This is a genomic window from Synechococcus sp. R5-12, from assembly GCF_047502655.1.
In the GTDB taxonomy this organism is placed as follows: Bacteria; Cyanobacteriota; Cyanobacteriia; order Thermostichales; family Thermostichaceae; genus Thermostichus.
This window is the reverse complement of sequence record NZ_JANSIM010000237.1, coordinates 20,764-38,697: the sequence shown is the minus strand read 5'-3', so window position 1 is coordinate 38,697 and position 17,934 is coordinate 20,764. Positions and strand designations below refer to the sequence as shown.

Annotated in this window: 10 protein-coding genes; 4 read left to right on the top strand and 6 right to left on the bottom strand. The window is 60.6% G+C overall.

What is annotated here, in order from left to right; genetic code table 11:
• The 4 genes from NW843_RS12115 to NW843_RS12100 form a co-directional block, all read left to right on the top strand.
• A partial coding sequence (locus tag NW843_RS12115; RefSeq protein WP_414523065.1) for an RNA-guided endonuclease InsQ/TnpB family protein occupies positions 1-852 on the top strand: 852 nt, incomplete at its 5' end.
• Positions 853-1,240: 388 nt separating this feature from the next.
• The gene (locus tag NW843_RS12110; RefSeq protein ID WP_414413936.1) at positions 1,241-2,419 is read left to right on the top strand and encodes a 1-deoxy-D-xylulose-5-phosphate reductoisomerase; all 1,179 of its coding nucleotides are present in this window, start codon (positions 1,241-1,243) and stop codon (positions 2,417-2,419) included.
• Between the two features lie 59 nt (positions 2,420-2,478).
• Positions 2,479-4,248: an ABC transporter ATP-binding protein gene (locus NW843_RS12105; RefSeq protein WP_414523064.1), complete on the top strand. Its 1,770-nt coding sequence runs from the start codon at positions 2,479-2,481 to the stop codon at positions 4,246-4,248.
• A gap of 60 nt (positions 4,249-4,308) precedes the next feature.
• Complete coding sequence (locus NW843_RS12100; protein WP_414523063.1) at positions 4,309-5,841, top strand: UDP-N-acetylmuramoyl-L-alanyl-D-glutamate--2,6-diaminopimelate ligase; 1,533 nt, start codon at positions 4,309-4,311, stop codon at positions 5,839-5,841.
• A 2-nt stretch (positions 5,842-5,843) separates the two neighbouring features.
• Here NW843_RS12100 and carA read toward each other — a convergent pair whose 3' ends face one another.
• The 6 genes from carA to NW843_RS12070 form a co-directional block, all read right to left on the bottom strand.
• Entirely contained in the window at positions 5,844-7,022 is a 1,179-nt protein-coding gene (gene carA / locus NW843_RS12095; protein WP_414523062.1) for a glutamine-hydrolyzing carbamoyl-phosphate synthase small subunit, read from the bottom strand.
• A gap of 96 nt (positions 7,023-7,118) precedes the next feature.
• On the bottom strand, positions 7,119-7,646 hold the full coding sequence (locus NW843_RS12090; RefSeq protein WP_414523061.1) for a Tfp pilus assembly protein FimT/FimU: 528 nt from the start codon (positions 7,644-7,646) through the stop codon (positions 7,119-7,121).
• Positions 7,647-7,698: 52 nt separating this feature from the next.
• Positions 7,699-8,790: a type II secretion system protein J gene (locus NW843_RS12085; RefSeq protein WP_414523060.1), complete on the bottom strand. Its 1,092-nt coding sequence runs from the start codon at positions 8,788-8,790 to the stop codon at positions 7,699-7,701.
• A 50-nt stretch (positions 8,791-8,840) separates the two neighbouring features.
• Positions 8,841-9,596: a prepilin-type N-terminal cleavage/methylation domain-containing protein gene (locus tag NW843_RS12080; protein WP_414523059.1), complete on the bottom strand. Its 756-nt coding sequence runs from the start codon at positions 9,594-9,596 to the stop codon at positions 8,841-8,843.
• A gap of 64 nt (positions 9,597-9,660) precedes the next feature.
• Entirely contained in the window at positions 9,661-17,145 is a 7,485-nt protein-coding gene (hpsA, locus tag NW843_RS12075; protein WP_414523058.1) for a hormogonium polysaccharide biosynthesis protein HpsA, read from the bottom strand.
• Between the two features lie 140 nt (positions 17,146-17,285).
• Entirely contained in the window at positions 17,286-17,882 is a 597-nt protein-coding gene (locus NW843_RS12070; protein WP_414523057.1) for a response regulator, read from the bottom strand.
• Between the last annotated feature and the right edge of the window lie 52 nt (positions 17,883-17,934).

Below are 17,934 nucleotides of genomic sequence, written 5' to 3'. Positions count from 1 at the left end.
TGCAACGGCGAGGCACGGCGGGACATCCTCACCCTGAAAATCAACCGGGTGCGGGTCATACGCAGGGCTGATGGCTACTACGCCCAGTTCTGCCTGGACGTGGAGCGTCGCGAGCAGGCGGAGTACACCGGCAAGGCGGTGGGGCTGGATATGGGCTTGGCGTACTTCTACACCGACAGCCACGGCCACAAGGTAGAGTGCCCAAAATTCTTGCGTCGTGCCGAAAGGAGGTTGAAGCGAGAGCAACGCAGGCTAAGTCGGAAGTTTCGGAGAGGAGTCAAACCTCAATCCAAGAACTACCACAAGCAGCGGAAGCGGCTGGGCAAGGTACACCTGAAGGTTCAGCGCCAGCGTAGAGACTGGGTCATCAAGTTGGCCCGGTGCGTGGTGGCGTCTCACGACGTCGTGGCGTACGAGGACTTGCAGGTGCGTAACTTGGTGCGGAATCACCACCTGGCCAAGTCGATTCATGATGCCGGCTGGAGTTTATTCACCGGGTGGCTCGACTACTACGGGAAGGTCTTCAACAAGGTGGTGGTGGCAGTGCCGCCCCAGTACACCAGTCAGGACTGCTCTCAGTGTGGTCACAGGGTGAAGAAGACGCTGTCCACTCGCACCCACCGCTGCCCGCGGTGTGGGACGGTGATTGACCGGGATGAGAATGCGGCCGTCAACATCCTACGCAAAGGGCTGGAGTTGTTGGGTGAGGAGTGGAACAACGGTACCTTAGGGCATAAGGGAACCGCCCCGCAAGGGGGAACGCCTGGGGAGACGAGCGCCGCTGCCGTGGAGGGGAAGCCTGACACGGTAAGCGCTGTCGCAGAACCAGGAACCAGAATCCCCTGTCTTTAGGCAGGGGAGTATGTCAAATCCCCAAAGAGACTCACCGAGCCGTGAAGCGCATCCTGTTGGAATCGGATCAAGATCTTTCGGAGCTGATCGAGGCGCTGCTCAGCCAGTGGCTGCGTTCTCAGTCGGGAAAGGTTTGAAACCAAAATCTGGGGAAGGGGGGCATCGCGGACCCCACAGCCGCATAGGATCCCGCTGTCGGGGATCGGAGGGAGCACACAGATTCCAGATCAGAACCAGATAAGAATAAGATGAAGGGGCGTGAGGCAGGGATCCCCGAACGCGAGGTGGGGCCGTTCGCAATAGCGGGACGGAGTCCTTGGGCAAGTTGCGCGAGGGGAAGTCTGCGTTGGGAGGACGTCACGCTCTTTCACGGGTAAAGGGATCCTTTATGCAAGCCATCACCTTGCTCGGCTCCACCGGCTCGATTGGCACCCAAACTCTGGACTTGGTGGCCCAGTATCCAGAGCGTTTTCAGGTTGTTGGCCTGACCAGCTACAGCAACGTCGCCCTCTTGGCCGAGCAGGTACGGCGGTTTCGGCCCCAGATGGTTGCCATTGGCCGGGAGGAGCTGCTGCCGGAGCTGCGGTCGCTGCTGACCGGGATCCGACCGCTGCCGGAGTTGGTGGCCGGAACGGAGGGGCTGTGTCAGGTGGCGGCTCACCCGGCGGCCCAGCGGGTGGTGACGGGGATCGTCGGCTGCGCCGGTTTATTGCCAACCCTGGCGGCCATCCGTGCCGGCAAAGACATTGCCCTGGCCAACAAAGAAACCCTGGTGGCAGGGGGGCCGGTGGTGCTGCCCCTGGTGCGCGAGTACGGGGTGAACCTGATCCCCGTCGACTCTGAGCATTCGGCCATTTTCCAGTGTTTACAGGGGGTGCCGGCGGGATCCCTGCGAAGAATCCTGTTGACTGCCTCGGGTGGCGCCTTTCGGGATTGGCCTGCCGAAAAATTGGATCAGGTCACCCTGGCCGATGCCCTCAAGCATCCCAATTGGGTGATGGGGCGCAAAATCACCATCGACTCGGCTACCCTAATGAACAAGGGCCTGGAGGTGATCGAGGCCCACTGGCTCTTCGGCCTGGACTACGACCACATCGACATCCTCATCCACCCGCAGAGCATTGTCCACTCCCTGATCGAGCTGGCCGATACCTCGGTTCTGGCCCAGTTGGGCTGGCCGGACATGCACCTGCCCATCCTCTACGGCCTCAGTTGGCCGGAACGCCTGGCCACCCCCTGGGATCCCCTCGATTTGGTCAAGCTGGGATCCCTCACCTTTAAGGCTCCGGATCACCGCAAGTACCCCTGCATGGAGTTGGCCTATGCCGCTGGACGGAGGGGGGGAACGCTGCCGGCAGTGTTGAATGCGGCCAACGAAGCGGCGGTGGCCCTGTTCTTGCAGGAGCGCATCCGTTTTTTGGATATTCCCCGTCTCTTGGAGCGGGTTTGTGAGCGGCATCAAGTCATTGCCGATCCCAGCCTGGAGGACATTTTGCAGGCAGATGCCTGGGCACGGCGGGAAACGGCGCAACTGGCCCAGCAAGCCCCGGCTCAGGTTCTGGTCTGATCCCTACCGGGGGGATCCGGCTGAGCGCTAGAGTGGAAGAGGATGCAGGGAGCAAGTGAGTGACCGGATCGGGATCCCATCTCCGACAGTTGGCCCATTATCTGCGCCCCTATCGACGACAGGTGGGGTTGGGCATTGGATCCCTGCTCTTGGTCAATGGCCTGGGGGTGTTCCTGCCCTGGTACGTCAAGCTGGTCATCGATGACCTCAGCCAGAACCTGGCCACTTTGTCGGCCCGGCGCATTGCCCTTTACGCCTTGACGGTGCTGGTCGTCTCCAGCCTGATGATGGGCATTCGCATTGCCTCGCGGGTGTGGATGTTTGGGGTGGGACGGCAGGTGGAGTTTCACCTCAAGCAAGCCATCTTCGAGCATTTGCTCACCCTGCAGCCTTCCTACTTTGCCCAGCAGACCATCGGGGACATTCTCACCTGCATCACCAGCGATGTGGAAAACATCCGCCGCCTGTTGGGGTTCGCCCTACTCAATTTGGCCAACACGATCTTTGCCTATGCCACCACCTTGCCCGCCATGTTTGGCATCGAGCCCCGTCTGAGCACCTTGGCGCTGTCGGTGTTTCCGGTGATGTTGGTGCTGGTGAAGTTGAGCAGCAACCGCCTGCAGCAGGAGCAGCTCCAGGTGCAGCAGGAGTTGGCGGATCTGAGCGATCTCATTCAAGAGGACCTGAACGGCATTGCCCTGATCAAGGTGTACAGCCAGGAACAGCACGAGCAGCGGGAGTTTCGCCGCCAGAACCAGCGGCTGCTGCAGGCCAATTTGCGCTTGGCCCTCACCCGCAACTTGCTTTTCCCTTCTTTGGTGGCGCTGGTCAGCCTAAGCTTGTTGCTGCTGCTGGCGGTGGGGGGGCCGCAAATTGCAGCCGGGACGCTGACCATCGGGGATTTTTCGGCCCTCACCCTCTACGTGGAACGGTTGGTATTTCCCACCGCCCTGCTGGGCTTCACCATCACGGCCTACCAGCGGGGGCAGGTCAGCTTGGAGCGGATCGATGCTCTGTTGGGGGTAGAACCCACCATCCGAGACGCCCCAGGCGCTTTGCCGTTGTCTCTGGAAAAGGTGCAGGGCCGCATCGAGGCCAGAGGTCTCGCGTTTGCCTTCGCCGGCCCTGCGGCAGCTCCGGCTCTAGAGGATTTGCACTTTTGCATAGAACCGGGCCAGATGGTGGCGGTGGTGGGGCCGATTGGGGCGGGCAAGTCCACTCTGGCCAATGCCCTTCCTCGGCTGCTGGAGATCCAGCCGGGGCAACTGTTTTTGGATGGGCAGGATATCACCCAGATTCAACTGGGATCCCTGCGCCGGGCCATCGCCTATGTGCCCCAGGAGAGCTTCCTGTTCAGCGCCACGGTTCGGGACAACATTCGCTACGGCAAGCCAGATGCCGAAGATTGGGAGGTGGAATGGGCTGCCAAAGCCGCCCACATCCACGCCGAGATCCTCAACTTCCCCAACGGCTACGACACTCTGGTGGGAGAGCGGGGCATCACCCTCTCCGGTGGCCAGCGACAGCGGGTGGCCTTGGCCCGGGCTTTGCTGGTGGATGCTCCCATCTTGATCCTGGATGACTCTCTCTCCAGCGTGGACAATCAGACGGCTCAGGCCATTCTTCGCCATCTGCGTCGGGTCACGGCCCAGAAAACGGTGATCTTCATCACCCATCGCCTTACGGCTGCGGTGGAGGCCGATCAGATTTGGGTGATGGACAGGGGCCGCCTCGTGCAGAAGGGATCCCATGCCGAATTGCTGGCGGACGAGAAGGGCCTCTACGCTTCTCTGTGGGCCAAGCAAAAGCTGGAGGAAGCCCTGGCCTAATTTGACGGCGGCAATCCCTGGCCGCTACCCTAACCGGCAAAGCTGTGGGGAGTGGCAACGATGGAAACTGCTGGGATCACTTTGTCCAAATTGCTCCACCAAGCCGGGATCCAGCCCCGATTGGCCCAGGGATCCCTGGAGGGGGTGCAGGTCTGGGGCCTCTGTGCCGACTCTCGCCAGGTACAGCCGGGGGATCTCTTCTTGGGGATGCCGGGATCCCGCGTGGATGGGGGTTGCTTCGTGGCCCAAGCCCTGGCGGCAGGGGCGGTGGCCGCCCTGATCTCCCAGGAGGCGTGGGAGAGCTTGTCTTCTCAGGAGTTGCTGTCGCAGCAGCCTATCCTGCTTATGCCGCGCGAGGCTCTCCCCAAGGCCGTGGCCCAGGTGGCGGCAGCTTTCTATGGTTTTCCCGCCCGCCAACTGACCTTGGTGGGGGTAACGGGCACCAACGGCAAAACCACCACCACCCATCTCATTGAACATTTGGTGCAGGCTGCCGGTCGCTCCACCGCTTTGCTGGGCACTCTGTACAACCGCTGGCCGGGCCACAGCGAAGTTGCTCCCCACACCACCCTTTTTCCGCCTGAACTGCAGCGCAGCCTCAGGGAAGCCCAGAGAGCCGGGGCGGAGGTGGCGGTGATGGAGGTGAGCTCCCATGCTCTCGCTCAAGATCGGGTGTGGGGATGTTCCTTTGCCGCTGCCGTCTGGACCAACCTTACCCAGGATCACCTGGATTTCCACGGCAGCATGGAGAACTACTGGCAGGCCAAAGCCACCCTCTTCCGACAGGAGTATCTCCAAGGGCGGGCGGTGATCAACGCCGACGATGCCGGGGGACGGCGGCTTTTGCAGGCCATCCAACCCTCTTTGGATCCCTGGGCCTATTCTCTGCAGCCCCTGCAGGGGATCCCCGGCCTCTGGCCCAGCAACGTTCAATTGCACCCCAGCGGCTTACAGGCGACGCTCCACACCCCCTCTGGCGCCTTTGCCGTGGCAGCCCCCCTGGTGGGATCCTTCAACCTGGCCAACCTGCTGGCGGCGGTGGGGGTAGCCCTGCACTTGGGGATCCCTGTCGAGATCATCCAGTCGGCCCTGCCCCACTTTCCGGGCGTACCGGGGCGGATGGAGCGGGTGACCCTGCCGGGGCAGGATATCGCGGTAGTTGTGGACTATGCCCACACCCCCGACGGGCTGGAAAACCTGCTCAAGGCCCTGCGCTCCCAGGTGCAAGGTCAGCTTATCTGTGTCTTTGGCTGTGGGGGGGATCGGGATCGGGGCAAACGACCGCAGATGGGCCGCATTGCCGCCACCTGGGCCGATCAGGTGATCGTTACCTCCGACAACCCCCGCACCGAAGATCCCCAGCAGATCCTACGGGATATTTTGGCCGGGATCCCTGGATCCCCCAGGGCGGTGGAGGTGGATCGGCGGCAGGCCATTCGCCTGGCCATCCTCGCAGCCCAGCCAGGGGATACGGTGGTCATTGCCGGCAAAGGCCATGAGGACTACCAGATCCTGGGCACCGAGAAGATTCACTTCGACGACCGAGAAGAAGCCCGCGCCGCCCTGGCCCTGAGGGAAAAAAGCCGGGGGTGAGGCTAACGGGAGCGGTGCTGCAGCATCAGCTCCACGAACTCGCGGAAGAGGTGATCGGCGTCGTGGGGGCCGGGGCTGGCTTCCGGGTGATACTGCACGGAAAACAGGGGCAGGTGACGGTGGCGGATCCCGGCTACGGTGTGGTCATTCAAGTTGAGGTAGGTGATTACCACCCCATCGGCAGGGATCGAAGCGGCATCCACCGCAAATCCGTGGTTCTGGCTGGTGATCTCCACTTGCTTCTCCAACCCGCAAGGGTGGTTGAGGCCGCGGTGGCCAAACTTGAGCTTGTAGGTGGATCCCCCTAGGGCCAAACTGAGAATCTGATGGCCCAGGCAGATCCCAAATAGGGGCTTCCCGGTTTGCAGCAGCGCTTGCGTGGTGCGGATGGCCGTGGTCTCTGCCGCCGGATCCCCTGGCCCATTCGAGAGGAAGATCCCATCGGGGTTGTAACTCAAAATCTGCTCCGGGCTGGCATTGGCCGGCAACACCATCACCCGACAGCCATAGCGGGTAAGGCGGCGCAGAATGTTGCGCTTAACGCCAAAATCCAGGGCCACCACCCGCAGGGGCGGCTCCGGGATCGGGATCCCTTGGCTGCGCCCATAGTCCCAGTCGGCGGGGGTAGGTTCCAGCCACTCGTAGGGTTGAGGAGTGGTAACCTCTGCCACCAGGCTCAACCCCTGCATGGAAGGAGCCTGGCGCACCCGCTCCAACAAAACCTGGGGATCCAAAGTCTCCGTGGAAAGGGCCCCGTTCATCACCCCCTGAGAGCGCAGCCGCCGCGCCAAAGCCCGCGTGTCCACCCCGGCAATGGCCGGGATCCCATATCGTTGCAGGTATTCGGGGAGGGTGGATGTAGCCCGCCAGGAGCTGGCCAAGCGCGATACATTGCGGGCAATCACCCCCGCGACTTGGGGCCGAGCCGATTCTTCGTCCAGCTCATTGACTCCGGTATTTCCCAGCTCCGGACAGGTGAAGGTAACCATCTGCCCCCGGTAGCTAGGGTCGGTGATCACCTCCTGGTAGCCGGTCATGCCCGTGTTAAACACCACCTCGCCCACCGCCGTGCCCGGCGCCCCAAAAGACCAACCGGCAAAGGAAGTGCCATCCGCCAGCACCAGCAAAGCAGGCTGACGAGTTTGCCAGGGAAAAACAAGCGGTGGGGAGGCCGTGAGCATAGAAGGAACCTACAGCATTACCAGCCCCCCAAACCCTCCTCTCCCTTTGGGAGAGGGGCCGGGGGTGAGGGCGGCAGTCCGACCATCCTACCCCAACTATTCTCCCTCTACCACGCTGCCACACTCAGGGTTGTTGTCCTTGAGAATGGTACCGATTAAGGTGCTTACCACCACACAGCGGTTTTCTCCCTGAGAGTAGGTGCTGCTGACTACAAAGCGACCCAGTTGACGGGCCCGGCCATCGGATTCAAAAACCGCCCTTCTGTCATTGAAGGTGTTGGCTACAGTTACAAAATTGTTCAGGCGTAGCCGCTGACAGGGGGTGGGTTCATCGCAAAGGCCCTGCTCATCTTGAATAACCAGAGTCGGTACATTCGGCTCCGAATTGTCCACCCCAACCACCCAAGCTCGGCCCAAGAGAGAAGCCCTGGCATTGGTGCGAGCAGTGCGTAAGGCCCGCTCTACCTTGTTTTGCGCATCATCAAGCTGGATCCGCGCCCAGATATTGATCCCAGAAGGAACCGCCAGCCCAGCCATGATGCCGATGATGACGATGACTGCCAAGACTTCTACTAGGGTAAAGCCCTTCGTCTGGGCAGGTGCAGTCCGTCTGAATCTGCTCATCGAGGCCAACATAGGTAGGGATCCCCCCTCTGGGCAAGTCATATGGGCTTGACTAGGCTTGACGATTAAACACACCACGGGCCAACACCTGAGTTTGCATTGTCGTCAGATACCGCGACACCTGCTCCACATCAACGCTGGTGGCATCTTGGATGTAGCGCCGGAACAGGCCGGGATTGGATCGCTCCATAGCCGTTGCCGTGATGGTAACAATCACATCTTGGGGAAGGCTGGCGGCGGCGCTGCGCCGGACGCAAACATGGAAGCCCACGTCGTTTTGATTGACTCCCAAGCCTGAGAAAGTGACTCCATTGGGCAGGCCCCCTCCCAAGGCGTAGCCTTCTGGGCAAGGGGGGGCAACCTGCGGGCTGCCCTGCCGGCTGCTGAAGATGTTGGAGACCAGAGTTACCAGTCGATTACCTTGATTGCCTGCCCCAGCAATGGGAGTTTGGCGAGCCCTAGCTTGCTCAGAGGGCCAAACCAGAAAGCCTTCCCGGAAGGGATCCGGATCCTCGACAAAAAATCGGCTGCGCTCAGTGCATGTGTCATTAAGAGGTTGCAACTCAAACCTAGCAATGCGCGCATTACCCTCCCAGGGGGTGCTGCCGTCTGGGTTACCGGCGTTGTTGTAGTTGCGCTGCAAGTAATACACAACCAAGGTGTAGATGTTGCGGCGGCTGCGAATGTTTTCCCAATCAGATTGGGAAATGCCTGAAGGTCTTTCCTTCAAAGTTACTCGGCCTTCTCGGATTTGTTGCAACGCCGGAGGGCCTTGATAGCAATCGCGTGGGATCGGATTCAGCTTCCAAAAAGCGACAACCGGAACGGCACCATCGGGGCGGCGAATCCATCCAGGAGTGTAAAGCCTTTGGATGAGATCTGGCGTTCCGTCTCCGTTGGGCTGTTCCGCATCGTTGTAGATGTAAAGCGCCTCTGCCAGATCCTGCTGGATATACTGCATGGCCTGGGTCAGCTCCGCCTGCACCTGGGTGCGCCCTGTCTCTTCCCGATCCACCCGCATGGTTTCGATAACGATCATGCCGGTGGCCAGCAGAAAGATCGAGGCTACCACCAGCGACACCAAAAGCTCGATGAGGGTAAACCCCGCACTCTGGTAAACCCTGTGGCGAAAAACCTTGAACATAGGAGAACACCACCTTTTTGTGAGCCTGCAGGAGGAGCTTACCCGTCGCTTCAAAGCGAGGTAGGGCTTGGGCTGGGCAGCGGGAAGGCATTGCAGTTGTTGGTCGGGATCCCACCCCTAGCTTGAACATCGGCCAAAATGGCCCGGCAAACATCCCCCAAATTGGCGGCCAGGTTGACTTCTACAATCGAGCTGGCCATGGGAAAGAGCCACACATCGGCATTGGCCAAGTTCTGATTGGCGGAGACCGTCTCAGTGCGCAGGCCAGGAAGAGCCTGTCGAGTGGTTGGGTTGAAGGAAAAGCGGTGGTAGACCCTGACTCCCATCATAAAGCTGCAGGGAACCCCTGAGATGACGGTGTTGTTGCGTCGGTCAATGCATTCCCCGCCCCTATCCCGAAAGGTTTGGATGACATAGACCTCGGGGTTTCGCCCCGGCAACCGCACTTCGGCCAGGCGAATGGAGTAGTTGGGGCCGGGGTTGTCCATATCGGCAGGGGGCGGTGTATTGCGCAAGGGGCTTGCTCCAATCCTGGGCAGACGAGCCAACTGAGCTGGGTCCTGGAAGGCGCTTCGGTTAGCGGCCAGCTCCAGGTCAACCAGGGTGCGGATGCGATCCACCTCAGCCCGGGCCAGTTGATTGGCCACTTCTATCCGCTCCGTCATGGCCCGCCGGTAGGCGATCAGGGTGAGAGCAGGAGCAAGAGCGGCCATGGCCAAAGCCACGATGACCACCGAGGCCAAGACCTCAATGAGCGTGAAGCCTTCTGCTTCCAATTGCTGCCGCAAAAGCCGCCACCTTTTCATATCCCCTCCAGCGCTCGCCCAGATCTGCCTACCTTGAATCTACCCCTGGCATGGGAAGTCAATATCAGTTGAATTCGTTGCAGCCTCCAATCCGAGCAGCCGCCTGCAGGGGCACATCTGGCTGAGCTTGCAGCTCGCAGCGCAGCCGCCGCACATACGGATCCTGAGGATCCAACTCCCGCAAGAACTCAGTGCGGGCATTGGAGGGGAATTGGAAGCGAGCCGACACCGCGCTGGGACGACGGGCAATTTGCAGGCCCACATCGTAGCCGAAGCGGCGATTGGGCGGGAAGTAGTAGTCGTAGCCGCGCGTGAGGGCCGAGCCCGTAACCAAGTTGGGCGGCTCAAAGCTCTGCTGCAGGAAGGGGCCGGTGGCATAGGTGCTGTAGTTGAGCTGGATCATCGAGCCGCTGAAGAAGAGGTTGGTATTTCTCCACAGCTCGTTGAGGCGCAGGAAGTTGTGCATGCCGCCGGCAGTTTGGTCTAGCCGCGAGGGCAGGGTGCCGCTGATGGCAATGGCATTCACCCGCGTTTCCCTGGCCGGCTGCAGCTGCCGGTTTTGGCTGCCATCGTCGTTGCGGCGGCGCTGGTTCACATCGGTTGAAGCCAGCTCTTGGAAGCGGGGAATGGGAATGGGCCGACGGGTCACCTCATCCAGGATTACCCCCAGCACCGGGTTTTCGCCGGCAAAGCCAGTGGGAGTCTTGTTCAGGTCCAGGGTGAACGGCTCCACATCCACCCAAGCAAAAGCGGCGGTGTCGTTGGTGAAGTCGCTGTCGGTCATTGTGGAACCGTTGCGATCAATCTGGATTTGAACCCTCTTGGTGCCCGAGTCGGAGCCCACCCTGACGTAGAAGCACAGGCCATTGCGGATATCTTCGCTCCCCTTGGTGTCAATGTAGTAACCGCCACGATAGTTGGAGCTTGGGGAGTAGTTCTGAGTGTCACCTTCGTTTACCCAAGCATAGGGGTTCAACGCCATCTGGGGCTGAACCAGCAGTTTATTGGGATTGGCAGGATTCTTCTCCGCAAACAGCGGATCCCGATCCAGTACATCCCAAGGCTCGTCGGCGTTGCGAACGCCGTTGCCGTTTTTGTCCCAGAAGTTCAGTTGGCCGTCTCCGTTCCAGTCTTTGATGCGCAACGTGCTGGGGCGGCTGTCACCGGTGTAGGCGGTGTACTTGAAGGTGGTGTTGAAGTTGGGGCGAAACACTCCGGGCACCCAGAAGCCGCCTTTGGAATCTGGGCCTTCCTCCTCCGAGGGGCAGCCCACCGTCAGATCTTCCCTAAGTAATTTGCGCCTCAGCGCTCGGGCCCAGAGGTCGGTTCCCTTTGTAAACGGGTCTTCTAGAGCCTCTCCCTTGATAGCCGGGCGGATGCCGGGCTCGCGGTTGGGTTGAGAAACGATCTCGGAGAGAACGCCACCTCTCACCAAGCCCTCGCGGGCAGCATAGGCCGGTTCGCCAAACATCCAATTGAAGGCCGCCTGCAGAGCCTCGGCAGGGTTGGGCCACTTGGGTGGCTTGGGCACCCCGGCTTTCACCTCCAGCACCGGCGAAAGCTGCGGCTGCAGGGCAATGGTTACGCCTTCAGCAGGAGCCGCGGCCACCGTATTCACGCTGATGGTCTCCGGCTCCGGATCCGCTTGGATTTCCCAGACGGGGCGCAGATCCACCGTGTTGGGCTTGGCTGCCATCCACTCGCCCAAGGGGCTCTTGGAAGGAGTTTCTGGGGCAAAGGTGCTCGGCCCGCAGGGACGCCCTCGACAGGTCAAATTTTGTGTCCCCGTTGTGGTGGGCGAGCAGGTGGGGCTGCTGGTGCTGGCGATGAGGGTGCCCGTCCGGGTTTGGGTAAAGGTTTTGGTTGTGCCGCAGGCGATCTGGTTGATGACCTCATCGCAACTGGCCGGTGACCAAGGGCCCCAGTTGTAGTTGCAGGTCTGCGGGCAAGGAAATGTCCGGGTTTCTGTAGAAGTAGTGGTTCCGCAGCTTGAGGTGCAGGTCACGGTGCGGCTCTGAGTTATTGTCTGGCCGCCGTTGGCCACCGTACACTGAGGAGTCCAGCCTGTGTCGGTGCAGGTAGCCCCCGGAGGCTGGCAGGTAAAGGCTCGGGTTTCTTTTTCGGTGAAGGGGCTTTGGCTGGTACAAAGCGGCGTTACTGTGCGGGTGCGGGTTTGGGTGATGCTGGTGCCGCTACACTGCTGCTGCTGGGTACACTGAGGCGTCCAGTCCGACCATTTCCCGTAGTTGTACTGAGGGTAGCAGGTGATCGTCCGAGTTTCCGACGGCGGAGTGCCAGGGCAACCGGCAGGCAAGGTGGCAGTTCTGGTTTGTTTAATAGTGGTTTGCTGACAGATGTTGGTTTTACATGCAGGAGTCCAGTCTGTCCAGATGGGATCGCAGTTAAGGGGGGCTGCGCAGTACTGCTGGTTGGGTGCCAGAGGTTTAGTCTGATCCGGCTGGCAAGGTTGGTTGACCGGCTTCAGCGGCTTCAGGTAGCGAAGGTCATAGTTTTCCAGCGGCTGCCCATCTCCCTGGGTTGTAAAGCGGACGAAGGCATTGCCCATGTTCTCGTAGGTTTGGATCTCCACCAAGTAGGGAGAAGGCCGAGTGTAGTCGGTAACGCACTGCAGCTCCAGCCGGAAGCTCACGTGGTTATTGCCGCCATCCCACCAGGCTTCGACACCAACAGCCTCATCCTCCGACAGCTCTTCTAGACGAGTGCCCGCATTGCGATAGAAGCCTCTAAAAGCTGGCTCTTCCTCATCTGGGTTAGGAGTGTAGTTGGGGTTCCTGCGGATGATGAGTCGGCCCCCATCGTCGGTGTTGAGGTTGTAGGTGGCAACACCTGGCCAACGGGGATACAGCTCCCCTACCCAGCGCACCACAAAAAAGTCGTTGCCGAGGTTGTTGCCACTTCCCCATGATCCGTCTCTGCGCCGCCAGCAGGAGCGCCAGAAGCCTATGTTGCCCCTGTCTATGTCTGGAGCATCAGCGGGAAGTTGAGGCGGATTCATATCCGGCTCACTGCATCTTGGCATCCACAAAAAGTCAGCCTTGGGAAAGTTGGGTTGAGTATTCCACAAAGGCCAGCCGTCCCAGCCAAAGGGCCAGAGGAAGGGGGAGTTGGTGTTCAGGTAGTTCTGGTCGGCAAACAGGTAGTAGAACCCACCCCAAGGCGGGAGATCGGGATGGCCACCGTCTTCCCAGAAGGCAAAGCCTTTTCCAGGTGGATTTCTAGGGGGATCCCAGCCGGAAATACCGGAACCATCGGTTTTTAAAGCATCGCGAATACAGGCCCATCGCGAGCCGGGTGGGCTGCTCCAGCCGCCTGAGGTGTTGCAGGTTGGCCCTCCCTGAGCCTCCTCCCTCATGAAGGAGCCAATCTGCCAATCTTGAACAGGGTAGGTTGGATCCGGCCAGCGCACTGCCCGCAGGTAGGGCAGGTTGGCCTCTTGGGCGCTCGAAGGCAGGGGGCCTATGGCTCCGGTGTCCCCAAACCCTGTGTTGCGGTTGTACTGGTTCTGCGGGCTGGTTATCCAGCCGTTGTAGTACTCGGCCAACAGGCCACCACCCCCTTCAGGCTGTTTGCAGGACTGAAGGGGAGCTATCAACAGCCAGCGGGAGGTGTCCAGCACCGGGTTGCCCAAAGCCGAAATGCGGGTGCCAAAGTTGGCATAGCCCGCATCGGGTGCGCGCAAGAGCCGCACTTCTGGCACGCCAAGCCCTGCTGTCCTGTCAGCGTTATTTGAGCTCGGGTCGGCACTGTCGCGGCGGGCAAAGATGGTGTCGCGGGCGAAGACCTCCGGCCAGCCTGGCCGCCGCACGTGGTTGCCCAAATTCTGCGCCCCGTTGGTGTTGTCGAAGCGCAGAACCCCAGCACCATCTCTGTTGGGATTCGGAGCCGGCCAGTTGTTGCCCCGGATCACCAGCGCTTGGTTGAGGAAAGAAGTGTTGGCTCCTAGGTTTGGCCCGCTGCAGCCGTAGTGTTCGTTGCGGCGAGGAGCCGAGGCTCGTTGTGGGCTGCCCTGGTAGTTCCGGTCAGCCACAAAGCTGCTGCCGCCGCCGTTGAGCGTAGCATCCTGCACAAAGCCGTCGTCGATACTGCCATCGCAGAAATCGGCAGAGAGAATGTTCACCGAGTCGCCCAAGACCTCGCTGGGCCGCCAAAGATCCTCCGCCACCCGAGCAAAGCGCCGGTCTTCATTGACATTATTGAATAATAATCGCGGCCGCCCGTAGAAGTTGCTGTAGAGGCCGTCTGCTCCGAAATTGAGGAGAGTTTTGAACTCCTCCAGCCGCTGCCCGTTCCTCGTCTGGTGCAGGTTAAAGTCCCCTTGGATGTAAACGGGGTTGTCGGAAATGAAGGAGAGGCCAAAAATCGCGTCATCAGGGTTGAACCCGCCGCGGGCCAGCACCGCCCCGTTGCGCAGCCGGAAGCCGTAGGGCCGCCGATCCGGATCGGCATAGTAGTCCACCGGTTTGGGGCTGAGACCTTGCTCGGAAACAGGGGGATCCCAGACCGTTTGGCCATTGGCCGTGCCGCGACCTGGCTGACCGGCGTTCATAACGCCAGCGCTGCCCAAAGTGCCGCGGGCGTTTGCGTTGCGCCAGCTGGTTAGGTAGTTATTAAAAATGCCCAAGGGTGGGCGGGCAATGGCATCTTCCCGCACGGCATCTTCCCGGAAGGCGTAGAAAATCCCTCCTTCTCGGTTCTCGCCAATGCCGGCAGGCAGCCAAGTGTCCCCGTTAATCAACCCCCTGGCCTGTCCGTTGACGTTGTTGGTCAGCAGGGCCAGGTCGATGTTGAGGGCCCGCACCGCCATCGCCTCGCGGCCATCGTAGAAGACGGAATCTTTGAAGGGCACGCGATGGCACTGGTTGCCAATCCGAATCAGCTCAAACTGGTTGCTGTTGGGGCCAGCAGTGTTATTGGGGCAGTTGGCGGTGGCACGGGGCAAAGTCCACTGGTCAATGGTGGCCCGGGGCCTCAGCCTCATGGATTCCAGATCCACCACGGCTTGATAGGTTACTGGCCCCTGTAGGAAGGGGTAGGCCTGCCTCCGCTCATCTTCAAGGGGATCGTTGGGGTTGGGGGGCACGCTGTGGTGGAAGGTCTGCTGGGGGAAGATGTAGCGCAGCGGCAGATAAAACCGGTTGGCCGCTTCTCGGTCCCCAGCTCGGCTGGCTTGGATGTCATCCCGGAGGATTTCGGCTATGGGATTGCTGGCAGTGGCAGCCGCCTCAATGCGCAGGATGTTGTCCGCCAACATGCCCACCATGCAGCCTGCCGTTTGCAGGGTGGTTTGGTCAGCTAGGCTCAGTTGGTCAACAGAGGTGCCTCGGTTGACGATATCAATAACCCGCCGCAGCTCCGAGAAGTTGCCAAAGGCCGTAATAAACGGATCCGGGTGAATGCGGCCTGGCTCCTGTTTGGGTGGATAGGCCCCGTCAGGATCGCCGGCAAAATTGGCCAGGTTGGTGAGCGCTGTCCACAAAGGAGTGCCAGGCCGCAGTTGCTTCCGCATCGGCTCGGGGTCATACTCCCAAACGTTGGTGCCCTCTCCAGTAAAGAAGTTGATGCCCAGTTGAGTGCGCTGGTCGCCGGTAGGGAAGGTGGAAGCCCGCTGCAAGCTCCAGGGAGAGCCGGGGTGGGCTACCGTGGCCAAGCAGGCAATGGGGAAGCGCCCATCTTGGTCGCTGTAGTGGTAAACGGCAGTGGCCTGCACCGCCGCTGGGTTATCTCGCAGGGTTAGCCGTTGCCGCGCCTCGTTGCTGATGAAAATGGCCTGCAGCTTGGTGGGATCATCCGCATTCCCGGTGGGCACCAGAGGCAAAGGCAAAGAATCGGTGCGGGTTAGCTCCAGCCGCTGGCCCACGATCACCCGCAAGCCCTCCACACGGGCCCGCCGCTCCCAATAGCCATCCAAGCCCACCTCGGAAAGGGCGCCTGGGGGTGGGTTGTCCTCGGTCAAAGACTCATTCTGGTTGTTCCTGGCATTAGCAGGAATCGGGCTACCGGCACCGACACCAAACCTCTGAGCAAAGGTGTCCACGTCGCAGCCCCTCTGCAGGTCAGGTTCGACCGGTGGACGGTCATAGCTGGCCTTGGGGCCAAAGCGGTTGTCGGCCCGGTAAACATCGTCCACGTAGGGGGGGCAGACTTGGTCTTTCGTTGACTGAAAGCCGCCTGCTTGAACTCGTCCTGGTGGGCCACTCTTTGAATTCCGCCTGACATTAATTGGAGAGACTGACCATCCCTCTAGATCCTGGGCGTAGGTTCCGCGGGTGCGAATGCGGCCAAAAAGCTGTAGCTCCAGCGGATCCAGAGCTACCATTTCGGGGGCTGCCGAGTTCTGAACTGAATCGAAATTGAGGTTATTCAGGCGGGGAAGCGGCACACTTGGCGGCACATCCGCCACCCCAGGGTGGGCATCAAAGATCAATGTATCGCTCGCCTCCTGTCCGGCGAAGCCAATGGCCCCTGCCACCAGCTCTCCATAGGCTGTAATTTCCGAGTTTTCCGGCGGCGTGTAGAAGCAAGACTGCTCCGAGCTGATGGTGAAAGCCCGGAACAAGTTGTTGGCAGTGTTCCGGAAGAAAAGGCTACCGCCTGCGTAGATAGCACCGTTCCAGTTGTAGCCAGGAGTAAAGAAAAACTCCACGTCGCCGCGGTTGAAAATTCCCCACTTGTTCAGCAGATCCCGCCGCCGATCTTGCTGAAATTGCAAAGCCGAAACGGCGCGGGTGGTGGAGTCGGCCCCCTCAATGGGAAGAGTAACTGCATAGACCTGAAAGGGCTTTTGCAAAGATGAGCCCACCTGGAACCAGTCCCCCACGTTGGGGTTGACCGTCTGTTCAGCCGGAGAATCGGTACACCCCGCCAAGGCCGAACCCTGGAGGGGCCCACCGCGCACCACCAGCCGCCGCGCCCGCTCAGTATCGGAAATGTTTTCCTCAAAGCCCTGGAGGTTCCTTTGCCCCGTAACCGGCGCTCGGCGGTTGTACAGGATGGTGTAGGCGGTAACGGAGTCGTCGATCCCGTTGTTGTCGGTATCCACCAAGAACCACCAGACTGGGGCTTGCCGCTGCACTTCAATTCTCCGGCTCGGATTCTGGGGATCCGGAACAAGGGCGTTGTAGTTCAGCAAAAAGCGCCGCTCATCGGGAAGGGTATAGGGATCCGAGGGCTCTGCAGGCACCGCCGTGCCATCGTTGGTCAGGGCAGAGGTAAATTGGGCATCGGTGGGGGCACTGTTGGGCAGGCGGCGATCCCGAATGAGGTTGTCGATCTTGGCCCTGGCTCGGTCGATGGCAGCATTCAGTTGCCGGCTGATGGTCAGCTCCGCCCGTTCCACCTGGGTTTGGATGGTGCGCTGGGTAGAGCGGGTCAGGAGGCCTACCGTCACCAAGCTCAAGACCAGCACGATCAAAATGGCAACCGGCAGGACAAAGCCCCGCTCTCGAATCTTGCGCCGATCCACCCGTGCTTTCAAAGAGGCGAGCAAGCGCAGGGTGAGCTTGAGCAGCAGCGTGGAAGGAGCAGACATACCGTATCTCGGACAACGTGAAGGGGAAGGCGGCACCCAGGGGATCCCTGTCAAGATGCCAAGCTAGCAACAGTATGGCGGTGATCATGGCCGCCGCAAATCCCCACCTCTGGGGGGAATCCCCAAGCCCTTTCTCCAATTCACAAGATCCCCAGTTGCTGCGCCTTGAGCAGGGCGGTGACACGGTCGCTAGCATCCAGCTTGCGGTAGGCGGTGCTGGCATATTCTTTGACGGTTTCGATGCTCAGGCCCAAACGGCGGGCAATCTGTTTGTTGGCCAAGCCCTCTTTCATCAGTTGCAGCACACACAGCTCGCGGGGGGTGAGCTTGGGCAGCTCCTGTCGGGCAGGCAGCCAGTCTCGTTCGGGGTTGGACAAAATCTGACGGATGACGCGGGCCAATTCCGCCGGGTCGGTCTCTTTGGAAAGGTAGCCTTTGGCCCCGGCGCGGCGGGCTGCCTCAATCAGACCCGGCTCCTGAAAGGTGGTCATCATCACCACCACCACCGGCAGGCCCAGCTCGGTGATGTGCTGGCAGGCGGCGATCCCATCCCCATCCGGCATGCGCACATCCAAAATGGCTACGTCGATGGGGCAACTGCGACAATGGTGGACGGCCTGGGATCCCGTCTCGGCTTCGGCCACCACCTCAAATCCTTGGGCTTGCAGGGCAAACTTCAGCCCCAACCGAAAGAGGGGATGATCGTCGGCAATGAGAACGCGGACAGGGGAAGTCATGGCAGGGGATCCCAGCCGAGGGGGTGCTGGTTTTAATCTGCCCAAGGGGGGA

Bases quoted from the DNA above. Each gene is read 5' to 3' on its own strand.
- hpsA (WP_414523058.1), bottom strand. From the start codon at position 17,145: ATGTCTGCTCCTTCCACGCTGCTGCTCAAGCTCACCCTGCGCTTGCTC.
- NW843_RS12110 (WP_414413936.1), top strand. From the start codon at position 1,241: ATGCAAGCCATCACCTTGCTCGGCTCCACCGGCTCGATTGGCACCCAA.
- NW843_RS12070 (WP_414523057.1), bottom strand. From the start codon at position 17,882: ATGACTTCCCCTGTCCGCGTTCTCATTGCCGACGATCATCCCCTCTTT.
- carA (WP_414523062.1), bottom strand. From the start codon at position 7,022: ATGCTCACGGCCTCCCCACCGCTTGTTTTTCCCTGGCAAACTCGTCAG.
- NW843_RS12085 (WP_414523060.1), bottom strand. From the start codon at position 8,790: ATGTTCAAGGTTTTTCGCCACAGGGTTTACCAGAGTGCGGGGTTTACC.
- NW843_RS12090 (WP_414523061.1), bottom strand. From the start codon at position 7,646: ATGAGCAGATTCAGACGGACTGCACCTGCCCAGACGAAGGGCTTTACC.
- NW843_RS12100 (WP_414523063.1), top strand. From the start codon at position 4,309: ATGGAAACTGCTGGGATCACTTTGTCCAAATTGCTCCACCAAGCCGGG.
- NW843_RS12080 (WP_414523059.1), bottom strand. From the start codon at position 9,596: ATGAAAAGGTGGCGGCTTTTGCGGCAGCAATTGGAAGCAGAAGGCTTC.